The sequence below is a fragment of the Dyella marensis genome (assembly GCF_049532885.1).
Classification (GTDB): Bacteria; Pseudomonadota; Gammaproteobacteria; order Xanthomonadales; family Rhodanobacteraceae; genus Dyella_D; species Dyella_D marensis.
The window spans coordinates 4,804,838-4,822,261 of the sequence record NZ_CP064029.1; the positions used below are offsets into that span (position 1 = coordinate 4,804,838).

At 61.2% G+C, this 17,424-nt stretch carries 17 protein-coding genes; 8 read left to right on the forward strand and 9 right to left on the reverse strand.

Annotation, left to right across the window (positions count from 1 at the left end; all coding sequences use genetic code 11):
- Positions 1 to 447: 447 nt before the first annotated feature.
- On the reverse strand, positions 448 to 1,002 hold the full coding sequence (locus ISN75_RS21180; RefSeq protein WP_343818073.1) for a YaeQ family protein: 555 nt from the start codon (positions 1,000 to 1,002) through the stop codon (positions 448 to 450).
- Positions 1,003 to 1,277: 275 nt separating this feature from the next.
- Between ISN75_RS21180 and ISN75_RS21185 the strand changes: the two genes are divergently transcribed.
- Both ISN75_RS21185 and ISN75_RS21190 read left to right on the forward strand, forming a co-directional pair.
- Positions 1,278 to 1,715: a hypothetical protein gene (locus ISN75_RS21185; RefSeq protein ID WP_343818075.1), complete on the forward strand. Its 438-nt coding sequence runs from the start codon at positions 1,278 to 1,280 to the stop codon at positions 1,713 to 1,715.
- 66 nt (positions 1,716 to 1,781) lie between these two features.
- The gene (locus ISN75_RS21190) at positions 1,782 to 1,958 is read left to right on the forward strand and encodes a hypothetical protein (RefSeq protein WP_343818077.1); all 177 of its coding nucleotides are present in this window, start codon (positions 1,782 to 1,784) and stop codon (positions 1,956 to 1,958) included.
- Positions 1,959 to 2,512: 554 nt separating this feature from the next.
- Here the strand turns inward: ISN75_RS21190 and ISN75_RS21195 are convergent.
- Positions 2,513 to 4,156 (reverse strand): alpha/beta fold hydrolase, encoded by a 1,644-nt coding sequence (locus tag ISN75_RS21195; protein ID WP_343818079.1) that lies wholly within the window; start codon positions 4,154 to 4,156, stop codon positions 2,513 to 2,515.
- A 323-nt stretch (positions 4,157 to 4,479) separates the two neighbouring features.
- On the opposite strand from ISN75_RS21195, the gene ISN75_RS21200 reads away from it, so the two are divergent.
- The 3 genes from ISN75_RS21200 (at position 4,480) to ISN75_RS21210 (ending at position 7,807) form a co-directional block, all read left to right on the forward strand.
- Positions 4,480 to 5,970 (forward strand): PLP-dependent aminotransferase family protein, encoded by a 1,491-nt coding sequence (locus ISN75_RS21200; RefSeq protein ID WP_343818081.1) that lies wholly within the window; start codon positions 4,480 to 4,482, stop codon positions 5,968 to 5,970.
- Positions 5,971 to 6,038: 68 nt separating this feature from the next.
- Positions 6,039 to 6,518 (forward strand): hypothetical protein, encoded by a 480-nt coding sequence (locus ISN75_RS21205; RefSeq protein WP_343818082.1) that lies wholly within the window; start codon positions 6,039 to 6,041, stop codon positions 6,516 to 6,518.
- A gap of 305 nt (positions 6,519 to 6,823) precedes the next feature.
- The gene (locus ISN75_RS21210) at positions 6,824 to 7,807 is read left to right on the forward strand and encodes a lipase family protein (RefSeq protein WP_343818084.1); all 984 of its coding nucleotides are present in this window, start codon (positions 6,824 to 6,826) and stop codon (positions 7,805 to 7,807) included.
- 656 nt (positions 7,808 to 8,463) lie between these two features.
- Here ISN75_RS21210 and ISN75_RS21215 read toward each other — a convergent pair.
- The 4 genes from ISN75_RS21215 to ISN75_RS21230 form a co-directional block, all read right to left on the reverse strand.
- Positions 8,464 to 8,904, reverse strand: coding sequence for a hypothetical protein (locus tag ISN75_RS21215; RefSeq protein ID WP_343818086.1), 441 nt, complete (start codon positions 8,902 to 8,904; stop codon positions 8,464 to 8,466).
- Positions 8,905 to 9,292: 388 nt separating this feature from the next.
- Positions 9,293 to 9,859: a RebB family R body protein gene (locus ISN75_RS21220; RefSeq protein WP_423385102.1), complete on the reverse strand. Its 567-nt coding sequence runs from the start codon at positions 9,857 to 9,859 to the stop codon at positions 9,293 to 9,295.
- A gap of 75 nt (positions 9,860 to 9,934) precedes the next feature.
- Positions 9,935 to 10,297 carry a nucleotide pyrophosphohydrolase gene (locus ISN75_RS21225; protein ID WP_343818088.1) on the reverse strand — a complete coding sequence of 121 codons (363 nt, stop codon included), beginning with the start codon at positions 10,295 to 10,297 and terminating at the stop codon, positions 9,935 to 9,937.
- A complete protein-coding gene (locus ISN75_RS21230; RefSeq protein WP_343818091.1) occupies positions 10,290 to 11,618 on the reverse strand; it encodes an MrcB family domain-containing protein in 1,329 nt (442 codons plus the stop codon). Before ISN75_RS21230 ends, ISN75_RS21225 begins: the two co-directional genes overlap by 8 nt.
- A gap of 296 nt (positions 11,619 to 11,914) precedes the next feature.
- Between ISN75_RS21230 and ISN75_RS21235 the strand changes: the two genes are divergently transcribed.
- Positions 11,915 to 12,685: a TIGR00266 family protein gene (locus ISN75_RS21235; protein WP_343818093.1), complete on the forward strand. Its 771-nt coding sequence runs from the start codon at positions 11,915 to 11,917 to the stop codon at positions 12,683 to 12,685.
- A 56-nt stretch (positions 12,686 to 12,741) separates the two neighbouring features.
- Here ISN75_RS21235 and ISN75_RS21240 read toward each other — a convergent pair whose 3' ends face one another.
- The 3 genes from ISN75_RS21240 to ISN75_RS21250 all read right to left on the reverse strand — a co-directional run bounded on the left by ISN75_RS21240 (position 12,742) and on the right by ISN75_RS21250 (position 15,116).
- Complete coding sequence (locus ISN75_RS21240) at positions 12,742 to 13,686, reverse strand: alginate lyase family protein (protein ID WP_343818095.1); 945 nt, start codon at positions 13,684 to 13,686, stop codon at positions 12,742 to 12,744.
- Positions 13,687 to 13,826: 140 nt separating this feature from the next.
- The gene (locus ISN75_RS21245) at positions 13,827 to 14,501 is read right to left on the reverse strand and encodes a hypothetical protein (protein ID WP_343818097.1); all 675 of its coding nucleotides are present in this window, start codon (positions 14,499 to 14,501) and stop codon (positions 13,827 to 13,829) included.
- A 168-nt stretch (positions 14,502 to 14,669) separates the two neighbouring features.
- The gene (locus tag ISN75_RS21250; protein ID WP_343818099.1) at positions 14,670 to 15,116 is read right to left on the reverse strand and encodes an HIT family protein; all 447 of its coding nucleotides are present in this window, start codon (positions 15,114 to 15,116) and stop codon (positions 14,670 to 14,672) included.
- 286 nt (positions 15,117 to 15,402) lie between these two features.
- Here ISN75_RS21250 and ISN75_RS21255 point away from each other — a divergent pair, with 286 nt between their 5' ends.
- Positions 15,403 to 16,632 carry a hypothetical protein gene (locus ISN75_RS21255; protein WP_343818101.1) on the forward strand — a complete coding sequence of 410 codons (1,230 nt, stop codon included), beginning with the start codon at positions 15,403 to 15,405 and terminating at the stop codon, positions 16,630 to 16,632.
- 4 nt (positions 16,633 to 16,636) lie between these two features.
- Positions 16,637 to 17,398, forward strand: a complete 762-nt coding sequence (locus ISN75_RS21260) for a hypothetical protein (RefSeq protein WP_343818103.1) — start codon at positions 16,637 to 16,639, stop codon at positions 17,396 to 17,398.
- Positions 17,399 to 17,424 lie beyond the last annotated feature (26 nt).

Below are 17,424 nucleotides of genomic sequence, written 5' to 3' on the forward strand. Positions count from 1 at the left end.
GGGGCTTTGGACTAGCTCGCTTGCACGGTTGCTACGGCAAGCCCCATAGCCGGCTGGTGCGTTTGGTGGGCCGGCGATGCGGGTTACGGAGCAACTCGGGGGCAGATAGCGCCCGACGGCGCGGCGGCGCTATCGATCGGACTGCTGACTCTCGCCACAGGGTTGGTGCGTATGAACCGATATGCACGCCGCGTGGCGGCCGCATTCTCCCTGCTTGGGGCGATCATTATTCCAATCGGGGTTTTCAACCCGTTTGCCGCCATGGATTACTCCGGGGAACCGCCGGCCGTGATGAGCACATTGGCATGGACCATTCCCGTGGTCGCTGGGCTGCTGCTCCTGGCTTGGTTGCTTGATTCGCCGAGGAACTCGACGACTTCGGCAAGGTAGTTGAAAGTCTGCTTTCGACCCACGGCGGACGTTTCAAAACGGGGCAGGGCCACTTTCTCAAGCGACAGCGTACTCACCCTTGCGGATAGCCGGACGGATCGGCAGCGTGAGGTCGCCGGCGATGAGCTGCAGTTCGCCGTCCTGGATCAGGCATTGCAGGCGCATGCTGCGCCCGCACAGGGCAGCCAGTTGCTGCATGTCGGCGTGGTCGATGGCGAGCACGCTGAGGTTGTCGTGGCGGGTGAGCGTGCTGGCGATCTTGCTCCACCAGACGTCGACGGCATGGCCGCCATAGGCCAGCACCACGACGTGCCGCGACTGGTTGCAGGCTTTGCGCAAGCGTGTTTCATCAGGCAGGCCGACGTCGATCCACAGCTCGATTTCGTCGGTATAGGCCTTGCGCCACAGGGCCGGTTCGTCGGTGTCGCTGAGCCCCTTGCCGAACTCCAGCCGTTCGTCGGCATACAGCGTGAATGCGAGCAGGCGCGCCATCAATCGCTCCTCGGTTTCCGACGGATGCCGGGCGAGGGTCAATGCGTGGGTGGCGTAGTAGTGCCGGTCCATGTCGCTGATCGACAGTTCGGCCTTGTGGATGGTGGCGGTGAGGGCCATGGGGTACTTGAGTGGGCGTAAAGCGACCATTTTACGCGGCTTTGCCCCCGGGGGCGGAAAGACACCGGGGGCCATGCTTCGGTCGCCCGTCTTGCGGCCATGCCAGGAGGTTGGCCGTAGTCGTCCATCGAATGCAGAGTCGGGCTCACGCCGTGGTCTGTGACGCCAATTCTGCCCGCTGTTCCGATCAACCCGCCGACGTGGGATAACGAGCTAGCATTGGTCCGCTTTCGACCCAAAGCGGACCTTAGGGGCTCTGCGCGGGAGCGCAGCCGATGGAAGTCTTGGAGCCACCATCAAGGGGAGTGATGGTCATGCAAAGTAAATTTGAGACTTACTACGTGCCGGCGCTCTACTCGACCGTCGGGATACTTCTGGCCTTAAACCTCTTGGGCCTGATGAGTGGCGTATGGATAACGCTTTTGCCAATCGCCATCCAGGTATCAATCATCTTTTCGGTCTATACGCGCAAGACGTGGGCGTATCTTGTCGTCAGGGTCTGGTCGGCGATCTGCATTTTCTCGAGTGCGGCGCTCTGGCTGGCCGTGCTTCTACGAGGTGGTGAATTTTCACACTCCGGCGGATATATGGTCTTCCAGACGCTAGTTTTATTGCTGGGTGTCCTTTTCTTCAAGAGCGCCAAGGCGGTGCTTTCGGAGCGAGCCCACATGGATGCCGCACCCAGTAGGGATATGCATCAGGAGGAGATCTGATGTTCGCTTTCGATCCGAAGCGGACATTGCGCCACACCCAGATTTCTCCCAGAGGGAGGACATGGAATGAGCCAGATTCGTCAACTGACGTCGAAACCTGGCTTCAAGGACGCGAAGTTCGAGCGCAAATCCACGGATGCGGCTTCCATTCGGTATTCGATGCCGGCGGTCGCGGCTGACGTCCTGGCCTTCATGCTGCCCAAGCAAGTCACATTCGAGGGCGCGCCGCGATACACCCCATGAACCACGAACAGCCCACACCATCCCTCCACGGCTCCTGCCACTGCGGCGCAGTACGCCTCACGCTTCCGGCAGCGCCCGCAACAGCCACGAGTTGTAACTGCTCGCTATGTCGCCGCACGGGAGGCATATGGGCTTACTACGAACTCGGCTCAGTCTCCATCCAAGGCCACCCCGAGAACACGGAAAGCTATGTCTGGGGCGATCGATCTTTGCGGAATGTGCGATGCAAGATCTGCGGTATCGCCACTCACTGGGAGCCGATGGAGCTCAGGCCAGGCGCTCGCCACGGCGTGAATCTGCGGAATTTTGAACCCGGGTTGCTGGAGTCGGTGGTTGTCAGGCGCTTCGATGGGGCGGACACCTGGGAATTTCTGGATTGAGCACTGCCGTTTTTTTGCACGGCGCGGCAGAAATTCTCGGATCGCGCTTTTCTAGCAATGTGGTCAGGTGGCGGCAGCCGGATGAGGGTACGGGCGGAGCGGTGCACATCACTCCTGCGCTCCGCCCGTACCCTCACCCCAACCCCTCTCCCATTGGGAGACGGGCTAAAAGCTCTACGGCACCAACACCCAACTCACCTGCCCCACATCCGGCGGCAACGGCAACCACGGCCCCCTTGCCGGATACCCGTACTCATACGCCGCACTATCCCGCATCCCAAACGAGTGCATCGGCCCAGCCTGGCAAATCACATCGCGCTTCGGCAATACCCCAGTATTCAAATACCCGAACTCCGCCGCCACCACACACGCGTTGTCATCGAAAATCGCCCCATGCGTGGCCGCGTTATCGATAAACACCATCGGCGCCGCATTCCCATTCCACAGCCGATCCACCAGCGCCTCCCCATACGGCGTCGACGGATCGAACTCCCCCTGCACCATCAACCCATGCACCTTCGTCCGCAGTTCCAGCAGCGGGTCGATGGCCGGTGCCCAGGGCCATCCTTGGCACTGATCCTCCATGGTCGATGCGCCTACCCCCCAGTATTTATGCGTATCAGCGATCTTGCGGGCCATGCTGCGGCGGTCGGTGGAACCGGAGTCGTTGCACTGCAGGGCGGCGCTCATCGGGTTGAAGCTGGGTAGCACGCGCAGGTCGGCGTAGGTCATGGAGGCGATCTGTTCGGCCGTGGCGATATGCGCCGGGTCGCCGTCCAGTGCATCGGACATCGCGCTCAGCGAAGGCGCCACCAGCAGGTCCCAGAAGATCCACATCGCCGTGCCATCCAGGGCGCCCAGCGCCTGGTCCGGCGTGACGCTGCCCATGCGGTGCTGCGAGGTGGCCTGGTAGATGCGCTGGAAGGTCGTCATCACCTGCTGCGGCGTGGTGCCCATGTGGAACTGGTCGTTGTGCCGCGCCATAAAAGGGATAAAGGCCTGCTGCAGGTTGAGCTGGTCCATCGACATGCGCTGCAGCGCCTGCTGCTGCCAGTCCAGGTGCGACCAGTTCATATTGCTGTCGAGCACCACGCGCTCGAACTTGTCGGGAAACATGCGGCTGGCATACGCCATCAGGCCGGTGCCGCTGGACACGGCGAACAGGTCCGCATGCTGGAAACCCAGAATGGCGCGCACCAGGTTCAGGTCGCGCACGTGGTTGGGCGTGGTGATGCCCTTGAGGAAAGCCCCGTGCTGCTGCAGGCACGCGCGCATCGAGCGGTTCCACCAATCCTGCTGCGCCTGCAGGCTGGCCGGCGTGGGGTTGCGGCTGTCGCCGTCCATGAAGTTCTCGGCGCCGCTGCGCGGGGCGTAGTCGCAGCTCACCTGGGTGCCAAGGCCGTCGGTCACGCCGCGCAGGTCCACGCCAACCACCAGGTGGTCAACCTGAAGTTGCGGTTGCCATTGCTCGAACATCTCCGCCATGGACGCGCTGGAGTTATCCGGCCCGCCGCCGTTCACCAGCAGCAGGCGGGTATACGCCGGCGGGTTGAGCGGCTTGGAAATGCCGATGGTGATGTCGCCCTGGCTCGGGTCGGCCCAATCCTGCGGCACTGTGACCAGCGCGCACTGGATGGTGCTGCCGTCGGTAAACAGCGAAGGCGGGCAAGCGCCCCAGCTCACCGGCTGCTGGTAGTACCTGGCGTAGGCCGGGTCGCCGCTGTGGTCGTCGATGCCGTGCGCGCTGGCCAGCCCCGGGCACAGCACGCAACCGATCAGCACCGCCAGCTTGCGCACGGACAAGGTAAAACGCTTCATACCGATGCTCCTTCAAGTAAGTAGTGACATGCCGGACATGCGCACCGCCGTGGCCTCCGCCGCAGCCGCCGGCCTCCCCAAAGACCAGGCACGGGCAAATCGCGAGCGCACCGCGCCGCCGGGCCGTGGCCCGGTGTCGTAAGTAGCGATAAGTTGCGATTCCCCCCGTTGGGCTACCCGATGCGGGCGGTGGCGGCGGCGCGCCCGCGAGGGGCGTCCTGCCAGCCGTGGCATGATCATTCTTCACGGCGGGCGGGGTCGTAAATGACCGGTCGCGCGCTTTTTCGATATGACCACTTGCAGCCGCCGCGGAGCGCTTAAAGATGGCCAACAGGCGGCAGCACGACGAACCGATGTACGCCCAGTTCGCCGATGCCATCCGGCGGGATATCGACTCGGGCCGCTTCCAGCCGGGCGCCCGCCTGCCCGGCAGCCGCTCCATGGCCGTGGCCCTGGGGGTTTCCCGCACCGTGGTGCTGATGGCCTACGACCAGCTGGAAAGCGATGGTTATCTGGAATCGCGCTCGGGCAGCGGCACCTATGTGTGCGTGCGCGCCGCCGGCGTGTCCGCGGGCGGCGCGCCGGTGGAGGCACCGGTGGAAGCGCCGCCAGCGCCGCGGCTGTCCCGCCTGGCCCGGCGCGCCGCACTGCCTGCCGTGCCCGAGGCGGAAACGCCTGCCTTCGATGGCGACGTGATCGACCTTGCGCAGCCTCGCGTGAAGTCCGACCCGCGCAGCCTCAAGGCCTGGATGCAGAACCTGACGGCGCTGCTGCGCAGCCGCGACGCGCCGGACTTCCCCGAGCTGCAAGGCGCCGTCGCCCTGCGCAAAGCCGTGGCCGGATACTTGAGTGTGGAACGCGGCATCGAGGTCGACCCGGACGACATCCTGATCGTCAGCGGCGCCCAGCAGGCCCGCGACCTGATCGCCCGCGTGCTGCTCGACGAAGGCGACGCCGTAGGCGTGGAGGAACCCTGCCACTGGAGCGTGCGCCACACCTACGAAGCGATGGGCGCGCGCATCGTGCCGTGCCAGGTGGGGCCGCAGGGCATGGATATCGGGCGGCATGCGGCGGCGCTGGATGGCGTACGGCTGGTGAACGTGGCGCCGTCGTTCCAGTTTCCCACCGGCGTGGTGATGTCGGAGGAGCGGCGCAGGGCCTTGCTGCAATGGGCGTATGCGCACGATGCGTGCCTGGTGGAGGACGATTTCGATTGCGAGCATCGGTTTGGGGTGCGCACCTGCCCCACGCTGTGGTCGCTGGATCGCCATGGGCGGGTGATTCATGTGAGCAGCTTTGCGCGCTCGATGTTTCCAGCCTTGCAGCTGGGCTACATGCTGGTGCCGCGGGGGTTGCGGGAGCGGTTTCTGGCGGTCAAGTGGCTGGCGGACCGGGGGAGTATTTCGCTGCAGCAGCATGTGCTGGCGATGTGTATCGGGAGTGGGCAGTACTTGAGGGATTTGCGGAGGATTGCGCATCGGTTGGCGCCGAGGCATAGGGCGTTAGCCGGGGTGTTGGAAGGGAAGCTTGGGGAGGATATGGAAGTGGTGGGCTCGGTGGCGGGGGGATCGTTGTTTTTGCGATTGCCGCGATTGGCGCGTGGTGCGACAGAGGCGTTGGTAACAGAGGCGCTGACGCGTGGAGTGCGTATTCGTTCTGGAGAGCGCTTCCATCAAACGCTGCCTGAGCATGTGACATTAGTGCTTAGCTATGCCGGGGTGTCCGAGGTAAGCCTTAAGCGCGCTGGGGTGCGGCTCGCAGAGGCGTATCTGGCAACCATAAAGAAGGAGCGGATTCATTCCGCGAACGGGTGATCCAGGCCCTGACCTTATGCAGATGATCCAGATCTGACGACAAGCACAGAATCAAGGAGCGAATAGCCATGCGAGCAAGAACATCCATCCTTCTACTCATTGCCCTCAGCGGCACAGCCTGCGCCATGCCAACAGAGCATTGGGCGATTCTGCCGCCCGACCAGGCCAAGGACGCACTCCACCAGTGTTCTCGATCGACACCAGAGCAGGTGGATGGCTCATGGGAGATTCCGCCGAGTGTGGCGGCGCAGCTGGAGCAGGATCTGCATAAGCTTGCCGAGCTCAAATCGCATCAATGCTGCTCTACAGGAGGATCGGTGAGCGATCCTAATGCGTTCCTCAGGCAGTACGTTGGGGTAACGATACGCGGCAAGAAATATGTCTACATCAATGCAATCCCTCTCGAGATATCGATCCACAGTAAGGATCGAGGAGCATGGAGGCGAAAGCCGGCCATCGTCTGCGATGGCGGCAGCGCCTTCTGGGGAGCGCTATATGACCCGGAGACGCGGGAGTTCTCGGAGCTCGCTTTCAATGGCATAGCGTAAGAACGTCCCCTTCGCTCCTTCGCAAGATGGCGTGGATCACGCCGACGAAGACAGGCCTGTTTTTCACAGGCCATCTACGGCATGCAATTTAGCTTCGGCAGCCGGGAATCCTGGCGCTCACCGCACGCAGCGATCACACCTGCGTCGATGAGCACACTGGCAGACATCAAAGCTGACAAAGTCGAATAAGGAGCGTATCGGCTTTCTCTATTCGCTGGTGCGGCGACAAAGACTCAGGCTATTGAGCGCCCCCTCCATGCTCGGAGCGGGGATCGTTGTGTTGTGCCCAGGCAAGGAGTGCGGCTATGTCTTCGAATGACGCGAAAATCAATCTGACGCTGGCCTTTGTACTCAACAATGCTGCCGTCGACGATCAAGGCAAACCCATGCAGTATCCAGACCCTTCGGTGGTCCAGCAAAACATCGTCAAACGGGTCAAGCAGTCGACGTATGCGAGTGCCTTTACGCTAGCATGGGGACCTTTCACCTTCCTCGATCCGGGAACATCCCCGACGTCGAAGGGATATGCCGCCAATATCACCGCCATTTTCAAAGGTCTGTCGGGCGACTATCGCGTAGTGACCAGCGGCACCAACCCGAAGTCGGCGTACGACGTCAATGTCGAGGATAAAGATATCGGTCAGACGGCATTGAGCGGCCTGATCTCTTCGGCGCCGTGGGGTACGTCCATATCCAATGGTGCGATGGATGGTGTGCAGAACATCCTCAAAGGCATCATTCCCCTGGGCGGCCGCTTGCTTGGCTACCTGACGAATCATGTAGCCAACGGCGGCACAGTCACCGTAGTGGGGCACAGCCTCGGCGGAGCTCTGGCCTCGGTTCTGTCGCTTTATCTGAAGGCGGAGCTGCCATCGGCGACCCTGGGCTGCTTTACCTTCGCCGCGCCGACGGCGGGAAACGAGCAGTTTGCCGATTACTTCAACAAGAGCATGAAGGGGCTTTCAACCAGAGTCTTCAACACCAAGGACATGGTGCCGGACGCCTGGAGCGCGAGCACCATCAAGAACATCCTGAATATCTACGAGCCCGATATCGACACGCCGCAGAGCATCCAGGATGGCATCAACAAGAACTACGGGTTTCTGCAGTTCTTGAACTATCAGCAGCCGAGCGAAGGGCAAGACCAGCACACCGGGACTACCGACAAGGGGCTGATTCAACACGATGGCAATGACTTTGACCGGCAGGTTGGCTATCAGCACATTGGGGCTTACATGGCGTTGCTGGGTATGGCGAAGGGGGATGTCTGGCTGCCGCCTGGCTCGTGAATCTGTGGATGGCTAACTGCTCCGTGGTCAGGAGATGGTTAGAGCTGGCGAATATGGTTATCTGACCGCTGCGAGGCGACCAGTCCGGTCTGGCGTTCAAACGGCCCATGCCGATACCCCTTGAGCTGCTTTAACTATCTCCGCTCCGTTGTACGCACCGGCACTGTGGTCGCTGGATCGCCATGGGCGGGTGATTCATGTGGGCAGCTTTGCGCGGTCGATGTTTCCGCCCTTGAAGCTGGGTTACATGTTGGTGCCGCGGGAGTTACGGTCTGCCGCGGGGGGATCGTTGTTTGTGGGGTTGCCGGGGTTGAGGCAGGGTGTGCCACCGGAGCCTTAGTGGCAGAGGCGTTAATGCGTGGGGTGCGTATTCGGTCTTCCGAACGCTTTCAATGGATGCCACCGGAGCATGCGACGCTCGTGCTTAGCTATGCCGGGGTATCGGCGGTAACCTCAAGCGGGCGGGAAGTCGGCTCGCCGAAGCATATATGAAGGCCAGGGGGATGTATGAAGTGCGATAAGTGTGATGCGCAAAGTTGGCGTGTCACGGAGAAGCTCGGATCCATCAAAGCCTGGGAGTGCAGTCAATGCGGCAACCAGATTTCCATCCATGTGAACGATCCGAGCATCGGGGATTCCGTCTCCAAAGACTTCCTTCATACGCCCGAACTGAAAGGCGTCTGGCTGACGAAGCCATCCAAAGAAATCCCCTCCAACATCACCGGCACCCGCTGGGCATCCACACTCCCCCTCTCACGCACCAACTCCGCCAGCACCTGGATGGAGCAATACGCGTACTGCAACCACTCCGTCACATCGTTCAACAACGCATCCGGTCCCGCCTCCGGATCCGTGTAATAAGCAGCGTGCCGCACGATCCACGCTTCACCGAGAACACTGTTCATAAGCAACTCCTTGCTAAGCACCGCACCCCGCTCCGAGAACGGCACGCCGCCGGACAGCACGGCGTGCCGCGACCATACGGACTCGGGTTTCACCGGCGACTCAAAACTTGAGCCCCGGGCGGCTTGATTGAGGAAGTAGATGACGGGTTCAGCAGCTTCCGCCGTTGCGCAAGGCAACGCGCCGGGTTTCACGGCTAGGAATCTTTCCTGCGAAAACTCTTAAATCCCGTCTCGTCAACCGTGTCCGCGCGTTGCTCGGACAACCCGGATGGGCGGTGAAGCTGCCGCCGTGGGAATCGGCGGGCGAAGAAGTGCCGTATGATCTGGCTTAGCCATGATCAACTCCTCATTAGTTGGTGATGGTTAGCGGGTCAGGGGTGTTCGCTGCACCCTTGGCCCGCGCTCTCACAGCATTGCTGCCATGGTTGCCCGCGACGCGCTTCGAGTCACTCCGCGGGCAACACAAGCAAACTATCAAAACGACTTCGGCGTGTCTGTAGGAACACCGCGCGATGCAAGCATGCGCGGCGCTTTTCGGACACATCCGATGGCAAATGCGTAGACACTGCGCAACGCCGCGTCAAAGCTCCTCGATCACCTTCAGAATCTTCTGATACTGCTCCAGCTGATCCGGCGACTTGATCATATGGATCAGCACGGACGCCGTCGCCGCCTGCCGGATCGCCGCCATGCCGCTCTCCTCCGTCACCTTCTGGAACGCGTGCAAGGTGCTGGCCACCGTACCCATCAATTCCAGCGCGGCATGGCACCACGGCTCGGCGTTATCGATGCCATGCGCGTTCGACGACACGCTCAACTGCGTGACGGGCGCGGAGATCTCGTGCAGGGCAACCGCGGCCGCGGCAGACGGCGGCTCCAGCGGATGCTCCGTCGCAACGCCGGTGGTCGCCGTATCGAGCGAGTAGATCTGCATGATGCCCTGCGTCGTCGCCGCCTGCGCCAGGATGTCCTGTTGCTGCTGGCTGACAACGGCGGTATGCGCGGCAACGGACAGCGCGTTTGCCGTGGCCTGGTAGAGATAACCCAGCGCCATGGCGGGCGCATTGCCGGTAGTGGCGGTGCCGCGGGTATTGGCCTGCGTTACCGCATCGGTGACTTGAGGATTGACCCCGGTCGTCGTCGACATAAAGATCTCCTTTCAGAATGGGTCTTCTGTCGGGCCCTTGCAGCCCGCGCAGCAGGTTAAGGTATCGAGAGCTAGCTAATACTCGGTGTACTTACGAGCACTACCTCTGACAATGTCAGCCGGATATTTCAGTTTGTTGAGCTCTAGCTTTTCCCGGACCGCTTCCCCGAGATCGATGCCGAGCTTGTCCGCCAGACGTATCAGATAGATCAAGACGTCGGCTGCCTCATGTCGAACATGAAGCAGCTGCGGATCAGCCAATTCGTCCAGGCCGCCTGTGGTGCTCCACTGAAAGGGTTCCAGAAGTTCCCCGGCCTCTACGTTGAGCGATACCGCCAGATTCTTTGGCGTATGAAACTTGTCCCAATCACGCTCGACGACGAACGCTCTGATTAGATCTCGCAGCTCTTGAAGCTCACCAGGGGCATTGCTAGCCACGGAAGTGCTCCTTCTTAAATCGCTCAAGATCGTCGATCAGGCCAGACTTGTGCACCATGCGGTGGCAGTTGGGGCACAACACAGCAAAGTCTCGCACTGGGTCTAGTTCGGCTTTAGTTCCCTTCAGTGATGAGATGGGGCGCAAATGATGGGCTTCGATGTACCCACTTCCGATTGCGCCGTAGCGCTCACCAAGGTCAACGGCACAAACCTCACAATGACTAGGCTTGGATTGCTTCACCAGCTTTACCAGCGCCGCATTGCGCTCGATCCTCTTGTGGAGACGAAACTTAGTTCCATCTTCCAACATGGATGCGGGCGGCAAATCGTCCTCATCATCCAAAGAGCCATCGGCGGCTAGATCGGCTTCGACCAAAGCCAGATACAACGAGATCATGTCCGCAAGGTGCTTCCTTGCAACTTCTTCGTTTGGTATCGATCGGGCCGAGTAGTACACGGCGCAGATGTTGCCTTTCTCATAGAACGCCGTGTCATTGCTTGGCGCACTCGGAGCTAGGTCGATCTCAGAGATCAACTCGCTAGATATGCGCGATCCCAACATTGCACGGAAATTCTGAGCTCTAGCCAGAAGCGCGGTTTTAGCATCTGACCTGTAGTGCTTCTTGGCCTCAGTCATGCCCTGATTGAGGCTTAAATAAACGCCACTCATGTCCTCTTTAAATAAGTAGCAGACGTAGTAGCCGCGCTGCGCACTTGTTGTGACTAGGGGATCGAATATGCCAATCCATGGCCCTCTGGCCCAGACACCTTGGCCGGCACTCCCCTTCACATCGAGATTCGGCGCATATCCCCGCAATAGATTTGCCACCTGATCAGCGAGCATGCCCCGTATAAAGTTTGCCATCGGGTGCTTGGAGAATGGCTCCTTTGCGGCCGCCATATAGCCCCGCAGGACTCTTGCCAGGCCGTCGGAAAGGGCAACACTCTCCGCCGTATCTGAGCGATCGCTTCTTGGTGACGAAGCTTCTCCGCCATTTTCATGGATCGACGCGAGCTTGGGCGTGTAGCGCGCAGCAAGAAGCCGCCGCCTTGCTTGGTTGATCAAGGCTGGATCAAAGTGATCCGCCCATCCCTTTTCAAGAACCAACGCCTCAACTGTCAGATCGAGCCTGCCGCGCATCTGAAGCTCGGCGAAGCCATCCGATATGTTGGATGCTGCTAGCAATCTCGCAGCGGTTGCGTCACCGCCGTCTGCGTTCAACATCTGGAGGAATTTCGTCGGCCGATAACCAATACGACTACATTCCTCCGCCGCATCACGAAGCATCTTCGTGAACTGCTCATTCTCCGATGGCGTCATTCTGGCTTCCCCTGTCCATAGCCAGACCGAATTATGCGCCAAGTCGTTAAGACTAATCCTAAGAGCGTAAGCGACTGATCCTCATCGATCTTTGTACGCCCAAGGCTTCCTCTTGATCAGAACGAGCCTCAGGGACGGCCCGAAACTTGGGCCACCCGCATATAAGGAAACCTGGCTCTACGCGCATTTTCTTGCGCTCCAAAAGACACATTCCAACCGACACAAAAAGCGCGGACCATCGCCGCTACGGTCTTTTTGCCAACCGCCAGCCATTCCATCGCCAGGGAGAACACCACATGCAGACACGCATCCAGGGCACCGTCATGCCCGTACTGGAAGTACAGCTCGCGCCGGAAGAAAGCATCTTTGCCGAGAGCGGCGAGCTTTCCTGGATGACCTCATCGATCCAGATGAGCACCCACACCCAGATGGGCGGCGGCGGCGGCCTGTTCGGCGCGCTCAAGCGCGTGGTCGGCGGCGGCAGCCTGTTCATGACCGAATACCGCGCCGTGCGCACCACCGGCGAAGTGGCGTTTGCCACCAAGGTGCCGGGCCATATCGTGCCGGTGACGGTGGGCCCCGGTAATGAATACATGGTGCACCGGCATGGCTTTATCTGCGCCACGCCGCAGGTGACCATCGGCGTGGGTTTTCAGCAGTCGCTGGGCGCGGGCATTTTCGGCGGCAGCGGTTTTGTGCTGCAGAAGGTGGCCGGTAATGGCACGGCGTGGCTGGAACTGTCCGGCGAATTGATCCGCAAAGACCTGGCGCCCGGCGAGACGCTGCGCGTGCACCCGGGGCATGTCGGCGCATTCCAGTCGTCGGTGAGCTTTCAGATCACCACGGTGCCAGGCATCAAGAATGCGTTGTTCGGCGGCGATGGATTGTTTCTGGCGGTGCTGACCGGGCCGGGGTCCGTGTGGCTGCAGACGTTGCCCATTTCGCGGTTGGCGCATCAGATCGCGGAGTACCTGCCGAGTGGCGAAGGCGGTGGTGGGCGGGCGACGCTGGGCGGCGGGTTGGTGGGCGGTATCGTGGGGTCGCTGTTGAGTGGTGACGATCGGTGATTTTTTAATGGGGACGGGTGCAGTTAAATCGGCATAACTGCACCCGTCCCCGTTAGCTACAACGCCACACCCCACGCAGCCGACACGTCGCCGCCCAATCGCCACTCGCTGATCGGCCGCCGCGGCGCGATCAACGCCGGCAGTCGCGGATTCCTGGTGTGCGCGTAGTAGGGTTCCATCCACGCCAGCTCGTCCTGGAATGTCCACGGAAACAGTTTCTGCTTGACCGGCGTGATCTTCGCAAAGCTCGCCGGATCGATGACCGCATCGGTAACGAGATCAGCCAGGCGGCCGATGGCGTGGCCGTTCTCCTGATACAGATCGATATGCTGCTGCCGCGCCAGCTCGGCGGTGAACACCAGCGGGATCAGTGCGAACGTGTGGTAATGCAGCGCGCGATCGCCACGTTTCACTTCGCGCTCCAGCGAACCATCCGCGCGAATATCGCGGATGCCTTCCCTGGCGCGCGCCAGGCCGGCGTCGATCAGCTCCGGCCGATGCGCCACCGTACCCGTGGCCACCAGGTTCAAGCCCGCCCAGTACACCAGGTTGTTGTGCAGATGATTGATGGCGTCCGCGTCGCGCGTGGCAACGGCGATGTGCTCCAGCCATTGGTTGATGGCGTTGAGGCGGCCAGGGTTGGCATGCCTGACTTCCGCCGGCAGGCGCAACTCCACCAGGGCGAAGTCGGTGCCCGCCCATGAGCGCTCGTAATAACCCTGGTAACCGGTGATCGGGCCCATCAATGCATCGGCGCGGGCCCAGGCGTCGAGCAGATCCATGGTGCAGGCCCATTGGCCGCTGTCGGCGGCGTGATTGAGCTTGGCGATGTAGTCCCGCATGGGCTTGACGGCTTGGGCGTAGCCCGTCGGGTCGTCGTAGAAACCGGGTGGGTCGATCGACTTGAGCGGCGCTGGCACGTCGCATGCCTGGGCGAGGTCGCTTCCGAGATACGCGAAGAACAGCAGCGCGCCTATCATTCGCAGAATGTCGCGATTCATGCTCGCTTCCCGTGGAGGCCACCCTCCGCATTGGCGACATAACGCATGGTGGGGCGTGGCGATTACGTCCCAGCTAAACGGGGACGGGTGTAGTTAGATCGGCCTAACTGCACTTGTCCCCGTTAGTTCTCCGCTCTGCATCAGCTGGCCACATTGACAGCCGACAGCACCTTGCAACGGTCGCAACCAAAGAACACCAACTGGACAAAGTCGTTCCCGAAGAACCCGCCATCATGTGAAAAAGAGTTGTTCCCGATGGAGGCAATCAAAACCATCTCATCTCCACACGCGACGCAGCGCTTCTCTTCCATCAGGGGGTTGAGAAGGAACGGGACGCCTCCGAACTGGTGAGTCGGAATTGAAAGCTGACCAGCCCTCGCGTTCTCAAACTTGAAACCCTGGTCGAGCTCAGTGTTATTCAACCGAGCAATGATTTCCTGGTCCTCCTCCGGGATCGGCCGGAGGAGGAACTGGGCAGCGGGAAAGACCACCGGATAGCCATCATAGGGAAAGCCGGCGAAGTCCTCGGTTCCCGCTGTGTACTCAATGATTTCCAGCCGACCAGACGCATATCGGTAGCTGAGATCTCCTTGACTGATGCAACATTTCCACGAGTACAGGAAATGAACCTCAGGCACGTCCCAGTTGGGAATGGCGAATCCGGACGCCCCCAACTTCACTGCCGCATGCTGGGTCAGGGGCAATCCGGTATTGGGGGATATGGCCCCTTGAAGCCTGCAAGTCCCACCGATGACCGCAGGCCCCTGGGACACACGTTGACCAAAAAAGCGGCCACTGCCTGAAAGTTTCTGCATATAAAAGTACCGGGCTCGACTTCAAGGAAATGGGCTAAACCGGGACGGGTGCAGTTAAATCGAACGCTGAGGTCCAGTGCCTTAAGACGCCGGATCCCAGCTTGACCAGATGCGCTGTTATGAAGCTCTTCGCTGGGATGACGGCGGTTCTGTGAGCTCCAGTAGGTGCTACCGCAAAACAGCCCGAAGACTCGCCGCCAGTTCCATCCGCTCCTCAATGGCGTAGGGCACCTTCCGCCCCCCATACAACCCATCATTCGAGTAGCGCGGAAACACATGCAGATGGTAGTGCCACACATCCTGATTGCCGGCCGGGCCGTTGTGCTGGCGCGTGGAGATACCTTCGCATCCAAAGGCGTTCTGCATGGCGAGCGCCAGGCGGCGTGTGGCGCGGAAGAAGTCGCTGCCCAGCTCGTCCGGTATATCCAGCACGTTCTCGTAGTGGCCCCGCGGCACCACCAGGCAGTTGCCTTTGATGCCGGCGTAGTGATGCGTGGGCACCAGGGCGAACACGTTGGTATCCACCAGCACAACGGCTGATTCCGGCGCAGGCGATGGAAGCGTTGCGGCGATACCGCAGAACGGGCACGCGTATCCGGGTGGCGCATGCTTCATAAGGCGTGACTGCTCATGGACGCCCGTGTCAGGGCGAATTCGGGATTCTGTGTTGCGCTCCCGCTACGCGTCAATCGAAAAACATTACCCGCGCGAAGCGTCATTGATGCCCACCGATCACCACCGTGATTCGGTTCGCGCGCCTACCCGGCGCCCTGCCGCCCCGCCTAGCATCGGCGCGAATCAGGGCAATACCCGGCCCCGCCTTGCCGAACGTGCAAGCCAATACGGGCAATGACTCCGGCTTGCCGGAGCTTCATTTCACTGTCGTATCAAGGGGTAACTCATGCGCCTTTCCACTCTCGCCACGGCCTGCCTGCTGGGCCTGTCCATCAACGCGTCGGCTGCGGACGTCAAATCCATCTCGCGACTCGCCTTCGGGCCGGACGGTGTGCTTTTCGTCACCGACTGGAAAGCTGCCGAAGTGCACGCGATCAAGCTTGCGCCGCCTGCGCGCCAACCGGTGGGTGCAGTGTTCAACGTGCTCGATCTGGAGCAGCTGCTGTCCGACCAGGTGGGCGGTGCCAGGGTTGCCGTCGAGGATATGGTCGCGCGCCCCGGCACCGGGGAGGTCTATGTCGCCGTCAGCTATGGCGCCGACAAGACCCCGGCGCTGTTCGCCGTCACCAGCGACAAGAAGGCGCGCCGCGTCGACCTTAAGGCCGCGCAAGGCACCTCGGTGGCGCTGCGCGATGCGCCCACCGGCGACGAGAAGTTCTGGAAGGACATGCCGGAGCGCAGCTTCACCGTCACCGACATGAAGTGGCGCGACGGCGAGCTGTTCGTGGCGGGGCTTTCCAACCAGGATTTCGCCTCGACGCTGCGGCGGATTCATTATCCGTTCGACGCCAGGCAGTCGATCACCTCTATCGAAATCTTCCACGGCGGACACAATCTGATCGAAACGCGCGCGCCCATCCGCGCCATGAGTTTCGCCAAGCTTGGCGGCAAGCCGTATCTCGTGGCGGCCTATACGTGCACGCCGTTGGTGATCATCCCCCTCGACGAGCTGAAGGACGGCGCGCATATCCGCGGCAAGACCGTCGGCGAACTCGGCTACGGCAATACGCCGGCCGATATGGTCGCCTATTCGCAGACCGAGCAGGGCCAGACCCGCGAATACCTGATGCTGGTGAACTACAACCGCGTGTCGAACGTCATCCCGGTGTCGGAACTGGATGCGGCGCGTATGGGGCCGGGTATCGAGAAGCAGGTGCCGTTCGGCCAGATCGCGGGGCTTAATGTGGCTCAGGCGCCGCTGGCCGGCGTGATGCGGCTGGATAACCTGGACGACAAGTCGTTCGTCATGGTCCGCCGCGATCTGCAGCACGACGCACTGCAGCTGGTGTCGATGGGCAAGGACCTGAGCTTCCGCCTGTCGGACCATATCTCCGAATACGCCTTCCGGAATTTCAGCTTCAAGGGCAATGCGTTCCAGCAGAAATACATCAAGCCGCGGCAGGACATCCTGCTGAAGGACGAGGGCTTTCCCGATTTGATCAAGGCGTCGGAATAAAGCCATGCGCTGGCGACTGCTGATCGGCGGCATGGTGTTTGCCGCCGCCTTGCCCACCGCCGCACAAGCCGCGCAGCCGGCGCCGGAGGTTGTCGCCGTGCAGCCTTCCAGTGCCGAGGTGCCGACCAATCTGCTGCGCTTGTCGGTGGTGTTCGCCGCGCCGATCGAAGGCGAAGTGTTGCCGCGGATCGCGCTTTCCCGTGCTGACGGGCGTTTATTGCAGGAGCCGTTTCTGCAGCAGGAGCTGTGGTCGCCCGATGGAAAGGTGCTGACCTTGCTGTTCCATCCCGGCCGCGTAAAAACCGGCCTGATCGCGCGCGAGCAGCAGGGGCCGATCCTGAGCGAGGGCGAGGACGTCGTGCTTAGCTTCGATGGTCGCCCCATCAAGCGGTGGCATATCGGTCCCGTGGATGGAAACGGTCCGGTTGCTGCGGCGTGGAAGCTATCGGCTGTGCGGCCCGGTACGCGGGAGCCGTTCGTGGTCAGCCTGGATGGCCCCATCGATGGACGGGATGCCGGTTATCTGGCGGTCGTCGATGCCGGCGATCACTTGGTCGAGGGCCAGCGGCAATTACGGAATGGCGAAACGACGTGGACGTTTACGCCGGACTCGGCGTGGAAAGCAGGGGATTATCGGCTGATGGTGCACGGCACGCTGGAGGATCCGTCCGGCAATCGGCTCGGCGGGCATTTTGAAACGTCGATCGATTCGCCGCAGCCGGCGGCGGCCGACGTCACCTTGGATTTCAAGGTGAGTTCGAATTGATAGACGGAAAAGGAACGCGCTTAGTT